This is a genomic window from Geobacter sp. OR-1 (assembly GCF_000813145.1).
GTDB lineage: Bacteria > Desulfobacterota > Desulfuromonadia > Geobacterales > DSM-12255 > Geoanaerobacter.
The window spans coordinates 1-17,346 of record NZ_BAZF01000035.1 but is presented as its reverse complement, the minus strand read 5'-3'; the positions used below and the strand labels follow the sequence as shown (position 1 = coordinate 17,346).

The following is a 17,346-nucleotide window of genomic DNA, read 5'->3' as shown; positions in this document are numbered from 1 at the left end:
GGTTGTGGTTGTTTTACCCGCAATGGACACTGTGGCGCCGGCCAACACTGGTCCGGTGGCGCTCCCGGAACGGACGGTGCCTGAGAGAGAGTAAGTTAAATAGAATAACTGGCCGGTCTTGTCAGAGGTCATGTCGTAGCTGGGGTTAGAGTAGGTATCATGCCCGGCCTTGGTGATAGTGAGGGGATAGGTGCCCTCTGGAATGCCGGTTATGGAGAAGGTGCCGGTGGCGCTGGTAATAGCCGTTTTGCCCGCTATGGATACGGTAGCACTGGGCAGCACCGGTCCAGTGGCACTACCGGAAAGGACAGTGCCGGAAAGCACAGAGAGAGGGTTCGCGACTGGTGCCAAATTCACCATACTAACAGACAGTAACCCCATGCCATTATAACTTGTTCCCCAGGTCATGGTGTGATTGCTGTAGTCCCACGTATCGTGAAGGTAGACCAGATTTGATGATTCGTCATAGCCTACACCAACGACGGAATGTCCGGCAAGGTTGAGAAATACAGGTCTTCCGGCATCTATTTCCGCTTTAAACTTGGCAAATGAAAAACCACCAGCAATCGTATTGTCTGTTTTCTGGTTATAGCAGTCGGTAACGGTATAACCCCTTGCTTCATAAAAGCGTTTTCGCCCCAAAGTTCCATCGGAAAAAGAATTGTTCACCATATCAGTACAAGTTAGCTTGTTCGATGAATTAACCCAGTTCCAGAAGGCTGTACTCCCATCGCTATTGCCATATCTTGATTGGCTGGTCTTCATATAGTCCGCAATTGCAGTTCCCGGTGTATGCTCTGTCCAGCCATTAGTGATGAACGGGTCCGTCACAGAACTACCGTATTTAACCCAATAATCGTCTATTGATCCTCGGGCAGTCCTTCCATCCACTCCATTTTTTGAGGCGATTAATGGGCAGTTTGGATATGTTGAGTATCCATCCCACCAGGTTGGCCATGAACTATTATCCAATGGCATAACACCGCCATTAGTGGGACCAGCGTACATGTTAGAAAATCCTGATCGATCATAATACCCCGCAATCATCGCGCCAGATACCGCGGAGCAACCCATAACCCAGTTGAAGGCAGGTACCGTCAAGATCTTAACGCCTGCACTATCGCTTACTGGCAGAGAAACCTCCTGGCGCTCAACCGCAAAGCCGGGAGGGGGCACCGGCGGACCACTTATGACACTCATCTCAACATCCGAGCCATCAGAGAGTTTTTGAGGACTGGAGGAGAAATACTTGCCGGACTCGATATCATCCTTTTCAACAGACAGGACATCCGGCAGATCAAGGATGCGTGTCAGTGCCTCCGGCGTTACCTTGGCAGCAAAACCGAACTCATATGGATACTTCCGGACAACTGTAATACCGGTTACACCCAGTTGATTAATAACACGCTCAACAGTCTCAGTAACGGTTGCGATAAGTTGAGATTTGATTGACTCATCCTGTAGATTGTAATAGCTGGTTGCCCCGGAAACTGTAAATGCACCAGGGGGCTGTGCATGTATTTTTGATTTGGCAGCCAGAGACTTTGCTAGCGTAGATGGTTGTAACGCAACAATCACAGGCGTTACCGGCTTTCCACCCACAAAGTCAGACAAAACGTCATCTGGGGCACTAAGCTTCGTATTGGCGTGAAGAGATTTTAAATTATCACTGAAGCTAGGGGATCCTTGATCGGCGTAAACAGAAAAGCTTGTGAATGACAACAAAAACGTTATTGCAACAAGTAAATAAGATAACTTATTGTTCTTTACTAATTTATTGAAATTCATAGTGGAGCCCTCCATATAATTTATAGATACAAAAATAAAATAAATTAATTAAAGTGTTTAGTGTGTTAAAATTGGATATGCAATAATGATGTCAAGAGTTGTTCAGTGGAAAATGCTTATTATTTAGCTTGTTAGATGTAATTGATGAAGCTAATCATTAATTCAGTCTTTGATGTGTAAATGATTCCGACACGGTGTTAATGGGGTGTTGTGTGTTAACTGCCAGATATCATTAGGTATGGTGGGTAATGCCTCATGCGTACAATGATATTAGTTGAATCAAGTGTAAATATTTTCGACAGTAAATCGCCGTGTGTGGGACTTCTATGCCGGTAAGTCACAGTCTCTACAATGAAGCCGGGTCCGTCGCGATCGATTATTCCGCATGTACGCGCTGCGGCGAGTGCAGCCGCATCTGCCCGACCGAAGTGCTCCGTCAGGAGGATGGGGTTGTGCAGGTTCACACCGAAAGCATGTTCGGCTGCATTGCCTGCGGCCACTGCATGATGGTCTGCCCGGCCGAATGCGTTCGGGTGACCGGCCGCGGCATCTCCGCTGCAGACCTGGTTCCGCTCGCGCCGCCTGAGGAGCGGGCGGACAGGAAGGCGTTGGCCGCGCTTATGCAGGCCCGCCGCAGCGTGCGCCGTTTCAGGGAAGAGGAACCGCCAGCCGAGCTGCTGCAGCAGATCGTCGCCATGGCGGCATCCGGGCCGATGGGGATTCCCCCGTGGGACGTGGGTTGCGCTGTCATTGCCGGACGGGAGCGGGTGCAGGTCCTGGCCGGCGAAGTTGTCAACGGCTACAGCGGGATGCTCAGGATCTTAAAGCCATGGGTCCTTGCCGTCATGCGACCGATCATGAAGCGGCCGGCCTTTGAGCAGATGAGCGGTTTCATCGTCCCCCTGGTCAAGGCGTATATCGAGGGGCGGAGCCAGGGACGGAACCTGCTCTTCTACGATGCGCCGGCAGTTCTCCTGTTCCACCACTCCCCGTATGTTGACGCATCCGAGGCGATGATCGCCTGCACCTACGCCATGCTCGCGGTCGAATCCATGGGGCTCGGCACCACGATGATCGGTGCCGCCGCACCGATCATCAGGCGCAACCAAAAGCTCTGCCAGCGGCTCGGCATCCCGGCAGGGAACAAGCCCGCAATTGCGCTCATCGTCGGCTATCCGGCCGTCCAGTTCCGCCGCGGCGTGGTCCGCCATTTTTCCTCGGTCAGCAGCTTCGGGTGATCATCAGAGGGATTACTGGCGTCAGTGCTCAGGGGAGCAAGAAGCAAGGAGGGGATTTAGCAGACAAAGCTGGCCGAACTGACCTCTATACCTCAGCGGCACATATCCGAGATGGAGAACGGCAAGCGACCGATAGGCAAGGAGACGGCCAAAAAGCTTGCGAAGGCCCTGAATACGGATTACCGGGTATTTCTGTGAGGCATGAGGCCGGAATATATGAATAAGTATGGAGAATGACGGCTATAATCCCTTGACACCTGCCTGTTCCGGGGTGTATTAGGCTTATGTAATATGCAATGTAATGGGAGGCGTTGTCTGCCATGAATGCTGGAGAGGGAAGCTGAAGATAATGGCCGCGTGTGGCAGCAATTGCCGCATGCGGCCTTTTTTGTATTTGATTCCGGAGGGATTTCGGAGCAGAAGCTGGATGCGCAAAATTACCGATGTAGGTAATATTTAAGGTTACTTGTATAAGTAATAAATTACCTATATCGGTAATAAATTACTTATATACGGAAACCTACTAACAACTCGTTAGGCAAAAAATTTACGGCATAACGAGAAGATAATGATGAGTCTGATTCCAATTATTGTTCTGCTCACGCTGACCCTAGGTTTTTGTGCAATTCTGTACCCGCCATTAACCGAGAAAATCAAGGCACACGAAAGGCTGTACAGAATTAATAGATTTAGAAAAACCTATGGCATTTAACAGCATTGAAGAGGCAGTTAGAAACGTCATTACGAGTAACTTGAAGAGCATGATCCCTTACTTGCTGTACTTTTACTTCGTGATCAATGCGCTGGTTTCAAATTTGGGAAAAATTGAGTATGGCGACAATAGGCCATACTTCATATTTCTTGTTTTCGTAGGAGTTCCTTACGTCGTCTGCTTCATTCACTTCGTATTAAGAATTTATTTTCAAGAAATGATCATAAAAAAATCAAACTTTGAAAAAGAAAAAGCAAGTGCACTTATTTTTGTCATCACATTCTCCGTGCCTCTGATAATGCTACTGTATGTGCAGAAGGTCTTGCATTTTGCAAATCATCACCCAATAGATGTATTCGGCTTTATTAGATAAATATCCAGACGATGCCTAACACTCGGGTGCTGCTGTTTCCGCTACGCTCCACAGCAGACCTCAAGCCGTTGGTGGAGTGAAGCAAAGATCATTCAATAGTGGTAGCGTGCTTGGAGGAAATCAATACGGTTGTCGCGGACAAGATAAACTATACGATGCTCCTGGGTGAGGCGTCTTGACCATGCACCATTTGCCAAGTATTTGAGAGGTTCTGGTTTGCCAATGCCAGTGAACGGGTCGCGCATGATCGCTTCAATCAAATCTAAAGTACGGAGCGCAACCTTTCGGTCGGTTTCAACCCAATGCCGTAAATCTTCACGGAATTCAGGCTGAAAAACTGACTCACGCTGTTTAGCCCTCAAGGCCAACCTCAGAGCGGAGCGATTGCAGCGATGATGCCTCACCATCTTCTTTCAACGCCCGCTCCAGAGCAGAAAGCAATCTCTCGGCATTTTTAGGAGAACGCATAAGATGAGCACTTTCTATCAGACTCTGCAATTCATCAGCGGCAATCATGGCAACATTGCCACCTTTGCGCCGACGGATGACAACGATTTCCCTGTTTTCAGAAACTTCGTCGCAAAGTCCTGCAAAGTGGGCTCTAGCATTGGTATAGGTTGTTTGTAGCATGAGAATGTCACCTCCTAATATGTACAGAAACACAGTACATAATAAAGCAGGGGCAAGCAAGTACAAAATTGACAACAACCACGCACTCAGACCGTGACCGGGCGATAGCGGCAGAACTTGGATAACCATGGCATCACAACGTTGATGATCTCCTCGTAACGAAAGGTCTCCGGGAGGAAAACTCATGTACAAAATGGCATTATTTCTGATTCTGCTCTGGGTCTCGCCGGCTTCGGCCAAGGTTATCAATGTGGAGTTCAAATTCACTCCTTATGTCGGCGATCCGGTCAGTTCCGATAAGGTTGAAACCGTACCGGGCAATGCCAGGGTCTATATCAACAACGTCCTGCTCGCCGAGCAGGAGGTGCGCAAGGACAATGTCCCGGTCCTGTTCGAGGAACGGGATATCGCGCCTTCGGTATGGGTGCCGGCAAGTTCGCTCGGCGCGGCGCTGCGCAGGGGGAAGAATTCGATCAGGATCGAGTTCGTGCCGGATGATGCCAAAAGGCCTTACAATGCCCAGCTCAGCTGGGCGTCAGTGACGGATCAGACAATCGAGAAGAGCGAAGCGGGGCGCTATCAGGCCACCAACCAGAGCGGTACCGGGCGGGAGGATAAACGGACGACCGGCAAGGTGGTGTTGCAACGCGAATTTACCGCGGAGTTTGCGACCGACCTGCCGTGGCACCATTATCCGCCGGTCACTTCGCTGAACGATGAGGACCGGAAAGCCCTGGCCATTATGGTCCAGAAACTGGCCGAGGCGTTCAAACCGGACTTTGCCTATCTCTATGAACTGCTGGGGAGGAATCCCAATATGAACCCGGCTGAGGTGAAAAAGGCTAAATGTCTCGATCAGGCGTATGCCGCAGGGATACGGGTCGCGGCCCCGCCTCTTGCCCAGCTCGATTTCGTCACCACCGGCAACCCCGAAGTCGTGGTCAGCCGCAAGGATGCCGTTCCGCTCTTTCCGTTCGAGGAGAGCTCGTTTGCGCGCATCAAGGGTGACGACGCCCAGATGTGTGCTGTCATGGCCATTTCCGTGGCATTTCCTCCCCGGCTCGTTGTGGTGCGGTCGCCTGCCGGGACATGGGAAGTGGCGTACTGAAGCCGGTCAACTGCCGACCGGGTGAACCGCATTGCCTACTGAAAGAGCAGGCTCGATATCCTTGATTTCAGAGGCATTATGTACTATGTTCAGACACGCAAAAGGCCGGCATCCGTCCGGATTGCGGCAGCAAACTTTAACGAACCAGCGGGATAAACCATTTTATGCTCCTCATGATCGACAACTACGACTCCTTTACCTACAACATCGTCCAGTATTTCGGCCAGCTCGGCGAAGATGTGCAGGTGTACCGCAACGACCGGATCTCGCTCGAAGAGATCGAGCGGCTGGCGCCGAAGCGGCTGGTCGTCTCGCCCGGCCCCTGTTCACCGGAGGAGGCCGGCATCTCCGTTGCCGCCATCCGCCACTTTGCCGGAAAGATCCCGATCCTCGGCGTCTGCCTCGGACACCAGTCGATCGGCGCGGCATTCGGCGGCAAGGTCGTGGGAAGCGCCACGCTCATGCACGGCAAGACCTCGCTGATCCATCACGACGGCAAGGGGTTGTTCCGGGGGGTTCCCAACCCGTTCAACGCCACCCGCTATCATTCGCTGATCGTGGAGCGGAGCAGTTTCCCCGACTGCCTGGAGATAACTGCCTGGGTGGAGGAGGGTGAGGTGATGGGGCTGCGGCACCGCGAGCTGCCGCTCTGGGGGGTGCAGTTCCACCCCGAATCGATCCTGACCGAAGGGGGGATGGATATGCTGAGGAATTTCCTGGAGATGACCGCCTGAGCTATACCGACGACCTGTTGCATGATCCGGTGCCGCCTTCTTCGTTTGCGAAGGGCGGCATTGTTTTTTTCAGCGCTGAATTTTGCACGGCCTGCTTGCCATCCGACGATTTTGCGTTATCATGAGAGTCAATTTCGCGGCTTCACAGTAACAGCTCTTTGCATTGCCCCATAATATCCCGCTTCGTACTGAAAAAGGACCATGAGCCATGACCGCGCTTGATATCGCCGGTTTCTCGATTCTGCTCCTGCTGGGGACGGCGGTTGTCTGCCCGCTGTTTTCGCGATGGGAACGGCTGCTGATCCCGGTTGCCTTTGCCCTGGCGGCTTTCGCTGCTGGGGCGGTGACCCTGGCAGGGTTCCTGGCCCTTTCCCAGGGAATCAACAGCGCGGCAACCATACCCCTCGGCCTTCCCGGTCTCCCTTTCAATATCCGGCTCGATCCCCTGGCCGGTTTCTTCCTCATCGTCATCGGCACCCTGTCGCTCTTCACCTCGATCTACTCCATCGGTTATGTGCGCAGCTATCTCGGCCAGCGGCCGGTCACACCGCTGGTGTTGTTCTACCTCCTCTTTATGGCCGGGATGTTGCTGGTGATCATCGCCGACGACGCCTATCTCTTCCTGGTGGCCTGGGAACTGATGGCCGCGGCCTCCTATTTCCTGGTCATGTACGAGGACGAGCGGGCCGAAAACCGGCGCGCCGCCTTTCTCTACCTGCTGGTCGCCCATGTGGGCGCCATCGGGATACTGCTTTCCTTCGGGGTCATGGCCGGCCTGGCCACCGGCTTCGACCGCTTCGACGGCTACACCTTCGACGCCATGCGGGCGGCCCACCTCTCGCCCGGATGGAGTACGGCGGCCTTTTTCCTGGCGTTCTTTGGTTTTGCGGCCAAGGCGGGTGTGATACCGCTGCATGTCTGGCTTCCCGAGGCCCACCCGGTGGCGCCGTCCAATGTCTCGGCCCTGATGAGCGGCGTCATGCTGAAGACCTCGATCTACGGCATGGTCCGGGTCGGCTTCGACCTGCTCGGCGAGTTTCCCTGGTGGTGGGGGGGGATCGTCCTGGTCTTCGGTCTGATCTCTGCGGTCCTCGGCGTGCTCTACGCCCTGATGCAGCACGACCTCAAACGGCTCCTGGCCTACCATTCGGTGGAAAACATCGGCATCATCCTGATCGGCCTGGGGCTGGCCATGATCTTCACCGCGTTCCACTTCCCGGCCCTGGCCGCGCTGGCCCTGGTGGCCGCGCTCTACCACACCCTCAATCACGCCCTGTTCAAGGGGCTGCTCTTCATGGGGGCCGGCGCCGTGATCCATGCCACCCGCGAACGGAACATGGAAGAGATGGGGGGGCTGATCCGGCCGCTCCCCTGGACGTCCGGCCTGTTCCTGGTGGGGTGCATCTCCATCTCAGGCCTGCCGCCGTTCAACGGTTTTGTCTCGGAATGGCTCACCTTTCAGGCATTCCTCCTGTCGCCCGCCCTGCCGCAGCCGCTGCTGAAGCTGTTGATACCGTTGGGCGCCGCGCTGCTGGCGCTCACCGGCGCGCTTGCCGCCGCCTGTTTCGTCAAGGCGTTCGGGGTCACCTTCCTCGGCTCCCGGCGCGGCCACCGCAAGGGGGAGAAGATCCATGAGGTCGGTCCGGCCATGCTGCTGGGGATGTCGCTGACCGCTCTTTCCTGCCTGGCCCTGGGGGTGCTGCCGACCTTTGTCATCGGCTGGCTGGACGCTATTCCGCAACAGCTGCTGGGTGGGCATCTCGCCACCACTGCCGGGCAATTCGGCTGGCTCTGGCTGACCCCAGCAACGGCTGACCGGGCCTCCTACTCAGGGCCGCTGGTGTTCGGGGTGATCCTGGCCGTGGTTGCCGTTACCTACCTGCTGCTCCATGTCCGTGGCGCCTCGATCCGCCGGGTACCGCTCTGGGATTGCGGTTTCGAGCGGATCACCCCGCGGATGCAGTACACCGCCACCGCCTTTGCCATGCCGATCCGCCGCGTGCTAGGTTTTCTCTTCGATATCCGCGAGCAGGTCGAGCTGGTCTCGCCGCAGAACCACCCGGTGATGGCCGATAATATCCGCTACCGGCTGCGGATCCGCGACCGGATCTGGGCGTGGCTGTATGCCCCGCAGGCCGATGCCGCCTTCTGGGTCGCCCGGTGGGTCGGCAAGCTGCAGCAGGGCCGGATTCAGATCTATCTCATGTATTCGTTCGTCACCCTGATCGTACTTTTGGTGTTCCTGGGATGAGCCTCCACCCACTTGCCATAGAACTGCTGCAACTGGCGCTGCTGCTCGGCCTGGCGCCGGCCTTTGCCGGCTGGGTCAAGATCGTCAAGTGCCGTCTGCAGGGGCGGACCTCGCCGGGACTACTGCAGCCGTACCGCGACATCAGCAGGCTCTTCATCAAGGACGTGACCCTGGCTGAGGGGGCGTCCTGGATCTTCCGCTTCACCCCCTATCTGATCTTCGGAGTCACGGTGCTGGCCGGCGCTATCATCCCGCTGGTCTCCACCGAACTGCCGCTGGCCGATACCGCCGACATCATCGCCCTGGTCATGCTGTTCGCCATTGTCCGGTTCTTTACCGCCCTGGCCGGAATGGATATCGGCACCGCATTCGGCGGCATGGGGTCGAGCCGGGAGATGATGATCTCGGCCCTGGCCGAACCGGCAATGCTTATGGCGGTCTTTACCGTATCCCTGACGAGCAGTTCGACCTCCCTGACCAGGATGGTGGAGGTCATGTCCCGGGGGGACTTCACCATCCGGCCCTCCATGGCCTTTGCCCTGATCGCCTTCATCCTCGTGGCCCTGGCCGAGACCGGCAGGATTCCGGTGGACAACCCGGCCACGCACCTGGAACTGACCATGATCCACGAGGCGATGATCCTGGAGTATTCCGGCCGCTACCTAGCGCTTATCGAGTGGGCCGGAATGATGAAGCTGATGCTGTTCTTCTCCCTCGGGATCGCGGCCTTCACCCCCTGGGGGATCGCCACGAGCGGGGAGCCGCTGGCACTGCTGGCAGGCGCGGCCCTCTTTATCCTGAAACTGCTGCTCGGCGGCGTCATCATGGTGCTGATCGAGACCAGCATGGCCAAGATGCGGATCTTCCGCGTGCCGGAGTACCTGGGGAGCGCCTTTCTGCTGGCGACCCTCGGGATGATCGCCTTTTTCATTCTGGAGTGACCCGTGTCCCATGCCCTTGTGGTCCAACTGAACCTGCTGCTGGCCGCCCTGATCCTGCTCACCTCCTTTGCCCTTCTGGTGCAGAGGCGGATGTTCGCCATTCTCCACATCTTTGCCTGGCAGGGGTTTTTCCTCGGGGTCAGCACCGCCATAATCGGCTTTGCCACCGGCGTGCACCACCTGTACCTCTCGTCGCTCCTGACCCTGGTGATGAAGGTGATCCTGCTCCCGTACATCCTTTACAAGCTGATCCTGAAACTGAAGATCCACCGGGAAATCGAGAGCATGATGAATGTCCCGACCACCATGATGATCGGCATCGCGCTGGTGATCTTTTCCTATCACCTGACCGAGCCGATCCGCCAGCTGTCGGCGCTCATGACCCGGACGACCCTGGCGGTGGCCTTGGCTACGGTTATGCTCGGGCTGCTGATGATGGTGACCCGGCGGCATGCGGTCAGCCAGATCATCGGTTTCCTGGCCATGGAAAACGGGCTATTTTTTGCCGCGACCAGCGCCACCTACGGCATGCCGATGGTGGTGGAGCTGGGTGTGGCGCTGGACCTGCTGATTGCGGCGTTCATCTTCGGCATCTTCTTTTTCCACATCAACACGACCTTTGACAGCCTCGATGTGGACCAGATGGCAAAACTGAAGGAGACGGATTAATTATTGCGGCGAACCAACCGCACAGGACATTGACATGACCCTGATGCTGCTCCTCTGGATAACTTTGCTGGCTGCCGTTGCCCTCGCCTTTATCGGCGACTGGAAGTACGCGCCCGAGGTAAATATCGCCAGTTCCGGCCTGACCTTTGTCGCCAGTCTCTCCCTGGCGCTGCAGGTCTATCGGACCGGGGCGTTCCTGGCCGGGGGGAACTTCTTTTTTGTCGATCCGTTCAATGTCTACCTGGTGGTGCTCACCACCTTCGTCTCCATGACCACCGCCATTTTCAGCCGCCGCTACATGCGGGTGGAGCGCAGCCACGGCCGGGTCGGCCCGATCAGGATGAGGTTTTACCACGCCATGTTCCAGCTCTTCATCTTTGCCATGTTGATGGCGCTGCTCACCAACAACCTCGGAGTGCTCTGGATATCCATGGAGCTGGCCACCCTGGCCACGGTGCTGCTGGTATCGCTCTACCGCACCCCGACCGCCATCGAGGCGGCCTGGAAGTACTTCATCCTCTGCGGGGTCGGGATCGCCCAGGCGCTCTTCGGCACCGTGCTCCTCTATTTCGCTGCGGAACGGGTTATCGGGGAGGGGGGGAACGCGCTGCTCTGGACCAACCTCAGCCAGGTGAGCAGTCAGCTGGAGCCGACTGTGCTGCGCTTGGCGTTCGTGTTCCTGATGGTCGGTTACGGTACCAAGGTCGGCCTGGTGCCGGTGCACAACTGGCTGCCGGACGCCCACAGCGAAGGGCCGACGCCGATTTCCGCGGTCCTGTCCGGCTTGCTCCTCAACGTGGCCCTCTATGCGCTGGTGCGGTGCAAATCGCTCGTGGACGGCTCGACCGGAACCCACCTGGCCGGCAACATGATGATCTGCTTCGGCCTGCTGTCGCTGCTGGTCGCCTCCTTCTCCCTGCTGCGGCAGAAGGATATCAAGAGACTCTTCGCCTACTCCTCCATCGAGCATATGGGGATCGCCACCTTTGCCTTCGGCCTGGGGGGGCCGATTGCGGCATTCGGCGGCATGCTTCACATGCTGGTGCACAGCCTTACCAAATCCGCGGTTTTCTACAGCGTCGGCCATGCCTCCCAGATGCACGGCACCCAGGAGATGTCCAAGATCCGGGGGCTGATCCGGGGCAACCCGCCGGTCGGTTGGGGGCTGCTCCTCGGCGTGATGGCCCTGGCCGGAATGCCGCCGTTCGGGCTCTTTGCCAGCGAATTCCTGATCCTGACCGCCACCATCAAGCAGATGCCGCTGCTGACCCCGTTACTCCTGATCGGCCTTGCCGTAGCCTTTGCCGGGCTGTTCCGGCGCGTGCAGCCGATGGTTGCGGGGATGGTCCCCCCCTGGCAGAAGCCGATCAAAGCCGCAAACATACCGGTTACCCTGCATATGGCGCTGGTGCTGCTTTTGGGGATTTACCTCCCCGGATTCCTCTCCAACTGGTTCCAGCTGGCGGTAGGTCTTTTGAAATGAGGCAGATTCCGTGACGACGCTCTACGATATCATGATAACACATGTGGGTGAGGCGGCCATTGCCGGCGCTCCCCGTTCGCAGGAGCCGGTAAGGGAGCTCTGCATCCCCAGAGAGGTCTTTGAAACCGGGGCCCGCGCCATGAAGGGGGCCGGGGCCCGGCTCGTGGCCGAATGGGGGGTGGACGAGACCCTGCTGGCACGCGGATTCGCCCTGTTCGCCTGCTATGCCCGGGAAAGGGAGTACCTGCTGGTCCGGTGCGATCTGCCGGAGGCTGATCCGACCTTCCCCAGCCTGACCATGAAGTATATCCCGGCCTTCCGTTTCGAGCGCCAGATCCACAGCCTGATGGGGCTGGTGCCGACCGGTCATGTCCACTCCGACCTGCGCCCCTGGATCAAGTTCGAGGACTGGCCTCCAGATGCCTGGCCGTTGCGCAAATCGTTCGCTATCGACCAGCGGCTCCCCAGGGTTGCAGGCGATTACCGGTGGGCCCGGGCAACCGGCGAAGGGGTCTACGAGATCCCGGTCGGGCCGGTGCATGCCGGGATCATCGAGCCCGGGCATTTTCGGTTCCAGGCCGTTGGCGAGGATATCATCAACCTGGAGGAGCGGCTCGGCTATGTTCACAAGGGGATCGAAAAGCGGTTCGAGCTGCTGGCTCCGTCCGATGGAGCTCGTCTGGCCGGCCGGGTCTCCGGCGATTCCACCGTTGGCCATGCCCTGACCTACTGCCGCGCCCTGGAGGCGCTCTGCGGCTGCCAGCCGCCGGAGCGCGCCCTCTGGCTGCGGGCGCTGTTCCTAGAACTGGAGCGGATCGCCAACCACCTGGGGGACATCGGGGCCATTGCAAACGATGCGGCCTTTGCCATTGTCCTGTTTCAGCTCTCCAGGCTCAAAGAACGGCTGCTGCGCCTGAATCACAAGCTGTTCGGCCATCGCTATCTCATGGACCGGATCGTCCCCGGCGGCGTCTCTGTCGACCTCCCTCAGGACGGCGCAGACCGGATCGAGCAGGAACTCTCCTGGCTGGGGGGCGAGTTCGAGCGGATCATCACCATTTATGACGAAAGCCCGTCCCTGGAGGACCGGCTCCGGAGCACCGGCATCCTGACCCCGGAACTGGCGCTGGAGCTGGGGACGGTCGGCTATGTGGCGCGGGCCAGCGGCCAGCACTTAGACTGCCGTATCCAGACCCCGTTCCCCCCGTACGACCGGATTCAGCCGCGTGAGATCGTCCTCAATTCCTGCGACGTCCATGCCCGGGCCTGGGTCAGGGTGGAAGAGATCCGCGATTCGCTCCGGTTGATCATCGAGCTGCTGGACTCGCTTCCCAGCGGCGAGATCTCGGCCCGATGCGGTCCGCTTCCAAAGGACAGCAGCTCGTTCAGCGTGGTCGAAGGGTGGCGGGGCGAGATCGTGTACTGGCTCCAGTCCGGGGCGCAAGGCGAGATCAACCGCTGCATGATCCGCGATCCCTCCAGCGTCAACTGGCTGGGGCTGGAACAGGCGGTGCTCGGAAATATCGTCCCTGATTTCCCGCTCTGCAACAAGAGTTTCAACCAGTCATATTCTGGGAATGACTTATGACAGGTGCGAAGTTCCATGTTCGAGGTTCGAGGACATTATGCTGAGGATACTGCACCAGATATTCAGGACTGGGGTTGTGACCGAGCCTTTGCCGGAAGATGTCGAGTCGGAGGTCGCCATTGTCGGGCAACGGCTGGAAGAGGCGGTCAGACGCCGCTTCAGGCGCAGCCTGGCAATCCGCGAGGTGGATGCGGGTTCGTGCAACGGCTGCGAGCTGGAGATCATTGCCATGAACAACCCGATCTACAACTGCGAGCGGTTCGGCCTGCAATTCACCGCCTCGCCCCGGTTTGCCGACCTGCTGCTTGTGACCGGGCCGGTGTCGGTAAACATGGAGATTGCGCTGCAACGGACCTATAACGCCACCCCTGATCCGAAGCTGGTGATTGCGGTGGGGGATTGCGGCTGCAATGGCGGGGTATTCGGCGAGAGCTACGCCTCGCTGGGCGCGGTGAGCAATGTCATCCCGGTCGATGCCGTCATCCCGGGCTGCCCGCCCACGCCGTTCGACCTGCTGAACGGAATCCTCAGGCTGATCGAAGGGTAATGACCTACGGGGAACTGATGAATATCAGCACCATCAGGGTGAGAAAGGTGTACAGGATATAGAAGTGGATCTGCCCGTGCTGCATCCTTCTGACCGGAGCGAGCTTTTCGTTCGCCCACTGGAGCAGCGGGAGGTAGATCTTTTCCAGGACCGCCTCGGGCACATGGCTGGAAAATCGGGTCGCGGCCGGGAACGAGGTCTTGATGGTCGGAGAGTGGGAATCCGGTCTCAGGATCCCTGAAAAAAGGGCCACGATCATATCTGCGAATGAGGAGGCCGTGTACTGCATCCGTTGGGTTGGGGCCAGATAGCCGCAACCCCAGGTAACGGACCGGTCGGCCCTGCCGCGCATTCGAGCCGCGTATGCCGCTGCGGCGATTGCCACAAGGCTGATGGCCAGGATGGAAAGCCAGCCGAGCGGGGCGACCGTGCTCAGGGTTGCCGAACCGGCCGCGGACCGGTGCCAGCCGGCAACGGCCGATTCCAGCAAGGGGGCCGCGGCAAGCGGCATGACCCCGATGCCGACACAGATGACGGCGAGCATGGCCATCGGTATCCGCATGCTCGGACCGGCCTCATGGGGATGGCCCGATTCCGGAAACCTGGGCACCCCGAGGAACACCACCCCGAAGACCTTGACGAAGCAGGCCACCGCCAGCCCCCCGATCAGCGCCAGTCCCGGTACCGCCAGTGCCGCGACCGCCGCTCCCGCACCGACACCGTTGACCGCACCGTTGAACAGCCCGAGATAGATCAGCAGTTCGCTGACAAACCCGTTGAGCGGCGGCAGGCCGCAGATGGCCACCGCCCCGGTCAGGAAGAACAGGGCGGTCCAGGGCATGTGCCGGAGCAGTCCCCCCATCCGGTCGATCTCCCGCGTGCCGACAGCGTGGATGACCGAGCCGGCGCCCAGGAACAGGAGCGCCTTGAACGTGGCGTGGTTGATCACATGGAGCAGTGCTCCGGCCATGCCGAGCAGGGCCAGCAGCGGGGCTCCGGTGGCCGTTCCGATCATGGCAATGCCGATTCCCATGGCGATGATGCCGATATTCTCGATGCTGTGATAGGCAAGCAGCCGTTTGAGGTCATGCTGGCCGATGGCGAATACGACGCCGACAATGCCGGAAACGATGCCGAGCACCAGGACGGTAATCCCCCACCAGAGCGGAAAGGTGCTGAAAAAGGAGAGGGTGCGCACCAGGCCGTAGATGCCGACCTTGAGTATGACTCCCGACATGATGGCCGAGACATGGCTCGGGGCATTGGCATGGGCGGATGGCAACCAGATATGCAGCGGCATGATGCCGGCCTTGAAACCGAACCCGAAGAGGGCGACCACAAAGATCGCGGCAGGCAGAGGCCCGGCGGCCTCAAGGGAGCCGGCTTCCGGGAAGACAAAGGAACCGGAAGTCGTCTTTAAAAGGGCGAACATGGCGAACAAGCAGAGGGTGCCGATATGGGTGCAGATCATGTAGAGCGTGCCGGCTTCACGCACTGCGGGCTCAAAGTCGTCGGTGGTCAGCACGAAGTAGGCGGCAAGCGCCATGATCTCCCAGGCGACGAGGAAGATGTTGGTGGCGCGGGCCATCACCACCCAGAGCATGGCAGAGACCAGGAGACCGAAAAAGAAGGTCAGCTTGCGGACTGTCCGCAGGTTCTGGCCGGCGGGCCAGTAGTCGATGGAATAGATGCTGCAGCATGCCGAGACGATCAGGATCGGGAGGGTGAAGAGCGCTGAGAGGGGGTCGATGGCAAAGGTTGCCGGTCCGAACGGCAGGGGCCAGGGTAGCTCATAGATTACGGTGGAACGCTGGAGCAGGGTGATGACTGCCCCGAGGATGCCGAGCAGAGAGGCGAGACAGCTGAGCAGGGTGGCCAGTTTCTGGCCGGCTGACGGCGGCAGGAGACGGAAGAGCAGCGGCACACCGGAAACCGCAGTCAATAGAGATGCAGCAACAAGAAGATTACCCGCCTCCACTCCGGTCAGCCAGTCGCTCATGTCGAAGGTCTCCCTATATCCTGCTCGATGTTTTTCAGTACAGCCATGATCCTATCCCGATCGCACGGGGTGCGGAGCGCCTCGCGCAGCCGGTGGTCGCGCAGCGCATAGGCGAGTTTGGAAAGCAGGTGCAGATGCATCTTTACCGTCGGGCTGGTGACCGTGAACAGTATCTGGACCGGCTTGCCGTCCAGGGCTTCAAAATCCACCGGCTGGTCGAGAAAACAGAGGGCAACCTTGGGTATTGGCAGCTGCAGCAGAATCGGGTTGCGCACATGGGGTATGGCGATGCCGTCGCCGACAGCGGTCGTGCCCAGGGCTTCCCGCGCCAGAAGCACCTGCAGGACGAAATCCGGATCGAGCTCGGCCGGCAGATCGAGCAGTTTGACCACGCTTCTGAGAACCGATTCCTTGTCGTTACCGGCGACGTTGCAGTGAATCCCGCCTGCCTCCAGGGCCTGGGTAAGGCCGGGAGCTCGATGTTCTCATCATCCTGGGCCTTGAAGATTGCCGGATCGACCTTGATCCCGTGCTCGGTCGCCCATTCGAGGAGGTCTACCCTGTTGATCTGGAATTCCCCGGAAACGCGCTCGGCAGGAAGCCGGTCCGTTTTTTATCCAGTGCAGCACGTTTTTTTTCTTCAACATTCAGTGCCTTGGCTACATCAGCAGTTTTCAGGTGCATCTTGTCTATTCTCCAAAGACTGTCGGTCCCTATAGGCCTAGCTGGAACTTGAGGGATTTGTCGACCTTTTCCATGAGACCCTTGGTCAGAAACCCCAGCCGTTCCCCTACAACCTTGGTCTTGTCGATTGTTATTATTATATGCGAACTGATTTTAGCATCTTTTCCCAGCCCGTTGTTAGGGGCAGGCAAAAAAGTTTCAAACTCGTAAATCTTTTCCATGTTGGAAAACGATAGCGGCACGATAGTCACCACCGGTGAAAACTCGTTGCTGATATTGTTGCTCACCACGAGACAAGGGCAGGGCTCCTTGGCCCCTTCTCCCTCAACGGCCAGATTGACCGAATAGATCCCGCCCCGCTTAAACATCGCGCTCTTCCGTAACGGCGGATTCGAACTTTTTGAGGACCTCCACCGTCTCTTCCGCAGTGGCCTGGTACCCCTCGATCAACCCTTTGTAGGTCTTCTTTTTTACCTGGGCGAGCTTTTCCCTGGCCGCTTCCTCGAGGAACTGGCTCAAACCCCGTTGCCCGTAAAGCGCCTTGATATCATCTACAATCGGAGTGGGTAAGGTTATATTCAGCCGTGTGTTGGGCATGTTA

At 57.9% G+C, this 17,346-nt stretch carries 18 protein-coding genes; 10 read left to right on the top strand and 8 right to left on the bottom strand.

What is annotated here, in order from left to right; all coding sequences use genetic code 11:
- The coding region (locus OR1_RS19960) for a carboxypeptidase regulatory-like domain-containing protein (RefSeq protein WP_041974777.1) at positions 1-1,788 on the bottom strand (1,788 nt) is incomplete at its 3' end.
- 326 nt (positions 1,789-2,114) lie between these two features.
- Here OR1_RS19960 and OR1_RS19955 point away from each other — a divergent pair.
- Together OR1_RS19955 and OR1_RS23080 are read left to right on the top strand one after the other, a co-directional pair.
- The gene (locus OR1_RS19955) at positions 2,115-3,026 is read left to right on the top strand and encodes a nitroreductase family protein (RefSeq protein ID WP_041974775.1); all 912 of its coding nucleotides are present in this window, start codon (positions 2,115-2,117) and stop codon (positions 3,024-3,026) included.
- Positions 3,027-3,095: 69 nt separating this feature from the next.
- Positions 3,096-3,224, top strand: a complete 129-nt coding sequence (locus OR1_RS23080; protein WP_305047307.1) for a helix-turn-helix transcriptional regulator — start codon at positions 3,096-3,098, stop codon at positions 3,222-3,224.
- Between the two features lie 979 nt (positions 3,225-4,203).
- Here the strand turns inward: OR1_RS23080 and OR1_RS21850 are convergent.
- A complete protein-coding gene (locus tag OR1_RS21850; RefSeq protein WP_082003059.1) occupies positions 4,204-4,518 on the bottom strand; it encodes a Txe/YoeB family addiction module toxin in 315 nt (104 codons plus the stop codon).
- A complete protein-coding gene (locus tag OR1_RS19945) occupies positions 4,463-4,741 on the bottom strand; it encodes a type II toxin-antitoxin system Phd/YefM family antitoxin (RefSeq protein WP_041974783.1) in 279 nt (92 codons plus the stop codon). Before OR1_RS19945 ends, OR1_RS21850 begins: the two co-directional genes overlap by 56 nt.
- Positions 4,742-4,925: 184 nt before the next feature.
- Between OR1_RS19945 and OR1_RS19940 the strand changes: the two genes are divergently transcribed.
- The 8 genes from OR1_RS19940 (at position 4,926) to OR1_RS19905 (ending at position 14,062) form a co-directional block, all read left to right on the top strand.
- A complete protein-coding gene (locus OR1_RS19940; RefSeq protein ID WP_041974771.1) occupies positions 4,926-5,849 on the top strand; it encodes a hypothetical protein in 924 nt (307 codons plus the stop codon).
- 164 nt (positions 5,850-6,013) lie between these two features.
- On the top strand, positions 6,014-6,583 hold the full coding sequence (locus tag OR1_RS19935) for an aminodeoxychorismate/anthranilate synthase component II (RefSeq protein ID WP_041974768.1): 570 nt from the start codon (positions 6,014-6,016) through the stop codon (positions 6,581-6,583).
- Between the two features lie 208 nt (positions 6,584-6,791).
- Positions 6,792-8,834, top strand: a complete 2,043-nt coding sequence (gene hyfB, locus OR1_RS19930; protein ID WP_041974766.1) for a hydrogenase 4 subunit B — start codon at positions 6,792-6,794, stop codon at positions 8,832-8,834.
- Positions 8,831-9,775, top strand: coding sequence for a respiratory chain complex I subunit 1 family protein (locus tag OR1_RS19925; RefSeq protein ID WP_041974764.1), 945 nt, complete (start codon positions 8,831-8,833; stop codon positions 9,773-9,775). The genes hyfB and OR1_RS19925 overlap by 4 nt, the downstream gene beginning before the upstream one ends.
- Positions 9,776-9,778: 3 nt before the next feature.
- A complete protein-coding gene (locus OR1_RS19920; protein WP_041974762.1) occupies positions 9,779-10,444 on the top strand; it encodes a formate hydrogenlyase in 666 nt (221 codons plus the stop codon).
- A gap of 34 nt (positions 10,445-10,478) precedes the next feature.
- Positions 10,479-11,927, top strand: a complete 1,449-nt coding sequence (locus tag OR1_RS19915) for a hydrogenase 4 subunit F (RefSeq protein WP_041974760.1) — start codon at positions 10,479-10,481, stop codon at positions 11,925-11,927.
- 10 nt (positions 11,928-11,937) lie between these two features.
- Positions 11,938-13,515, top strand: a complete 1,578-nt coding sequence (locus OR1_RS19910) for an NADH-quinone oxidoreductase subunit C (RefSeq protein ID WP_052440710.1) — start codon at positions 11,938-11,940, stop codon at positions 13,513-13,515.
- Between the two features lie 37 nt (positions 13,516-13,552).
- Positions 13,553-14,062: an NADH-quinone oxidoreductase subunit B family protein gene (locus OR1_RS19905; RefSeq protein ID WP_041974758.1), complete on the top strand. Its 510-nt coding sequence runs from the start codon at positions 13,553-13,555 to the stop codon at positions 14,060-14,062.
- Positions 14,063-14,066: 4 nt separating this feature from the next.
- On the opposite strand, the gene OR1_RS19900 is transcribed toward OR1_RS19905, so the two are convergent.
- The 5 genes from OR1_RS19900 to OR1_RS19885 form a co-directional block, all read right to left on the bottom strand.
- Positions 14,067-16,061, bottom strand: a complete 1,995-nt coding sequence (locus tag OR1_RS19900; RefSeq protein ID WP_041974757.1) for a proton-conducting transporter membrane subunit — start codon at positions 16,059-16,061, stop codon at positions 14,067-14,069.
- Positions 16,058-16,453, bottom strand: a complete 396-nt coding sequence (locus OR1_RS22955) for a PTS sugar transporter subunit IIA (protein WP_237754375.1) — start codon at positions 16,451-16,453, stop codon at positions 16,058-16,060. Before OR1_RS22955 ends, OR1_RS19900 begins: the two co-directional genes overlap by 4 nt.
- Positions 16,454-16,616: 163 nt before the next feature.
- A complete protein-coding gene (locus OR1_RS23075; RefSeq protein ID WP_272946226.1) occupies positions 16,617-16,745 on the bottom strand; it encodes a hypothetical protein in 129 nt (42 codons plus the stop codon).
- Between the two features lie 29 nt (positions 16,746-16,774).
- Positions 16,775-17,113 carry a type II toxin-antitoxin system PemK/MazF family toxin gene (locus OR1_RS19890; protein ID WP_041974755.1) on the bottom strand — a complete coding sequence of 113 codons (339 nt, stop codon included), beginning with the start codon at positions 17,111-17,113 and terminating at the stop codon, positions 16,775-16,777.
- On the bottom strand, positions 17,106-17,346 hold a 241-nt coding region (locus tag OR1_RS19885), incomplete at its 5' end, for a hypothetical protein (RefSeq protein WP_237754374.1). The genes OR1_RS19885 and OR1_RS19890, both read right to left, overlap by 8 nt.

Coding starts and splice junctions, on each gene's coding strand:
- OR1_RS19935 (WP_041974768.1), top strand. CDS start 6,014: ATGCTCCTCATGATCGACAACTACGACTCCTTTACCTACAACATCGTC.
- OR1_RS19890 (WP_041974755.1), bottom strand. CDS start 17,113: ATGTTTAAGCGGGGCGGGATCTATTCGGTCAATCTGGCCGTTGAGGGA.
- OR1_RS19915 (WP_041974760.1), top strand. CDS start 10,479: ATGACCCTGATGCTGCTCCTCTGGATAACTTTGCTGGCTGCCGTTGCC.
- OR1_RS21850 (WP_082003059.1), bottom strand. CDS start 4,518: ATGGTGAGGCATCATCGCTGCAATCGCTCCGCTCTGAGGTTGGCCTTG.
- hyfB (WP_041974766.1), top strand. CDS start 6,792: ATGACCGCGCTTGATATCGCCGGTTTCTCGATTCTGCTCCTGCTGGGG.
- OR1_RS19955 (WP_041974775.1), top strand. CDS start 2,115: ATGCCGGTAAGTCACAGTCTCTACAATGAAGCCGGGTCCGTCGCGATC.
- OR1_RS19900 (WP_041974757.1), bottom strand. CDS start 16,061: ATGAGCGACTGGCTGACCGGAGTGGAGGCGGGTAATCTTCTTGTTGCT.
- OR1_RS23075 (WP_272946226.1), bottom strand. CDS start 16,745: ATGCACCTGAAAACTGCTGATGTAGCCAAGGCACTGAATGTTGAAGAA.
- OR1_RS19945 (WP_041974783.1), bottom strand. CDS start 4,741: ATGCTACAAACAACCTATACCAATGCTAGAGCCCACTTTGCAGGACTT.
- OR1_RS19940 (WP_041974771.1), top strand. CDS start 4,926: ATGTACAAAATGGCATTATTTCTGATTCTGCTCTGGGTCTCGCCGGCT.
- OR1_RS19925 (WP_041974764.1), top strand. CDS start 8,831: ATGAGCCTCCACCCACTTGCCATAGAACTGCTGCAACTGGCGCTGCTG.
- OR1_RS19905 (WP_041974758.1), top strand. CDS start 13,553: ATGCTGAGGATACTGCACCAGATATTCAGGACTGGGGTTGTGACCGAG.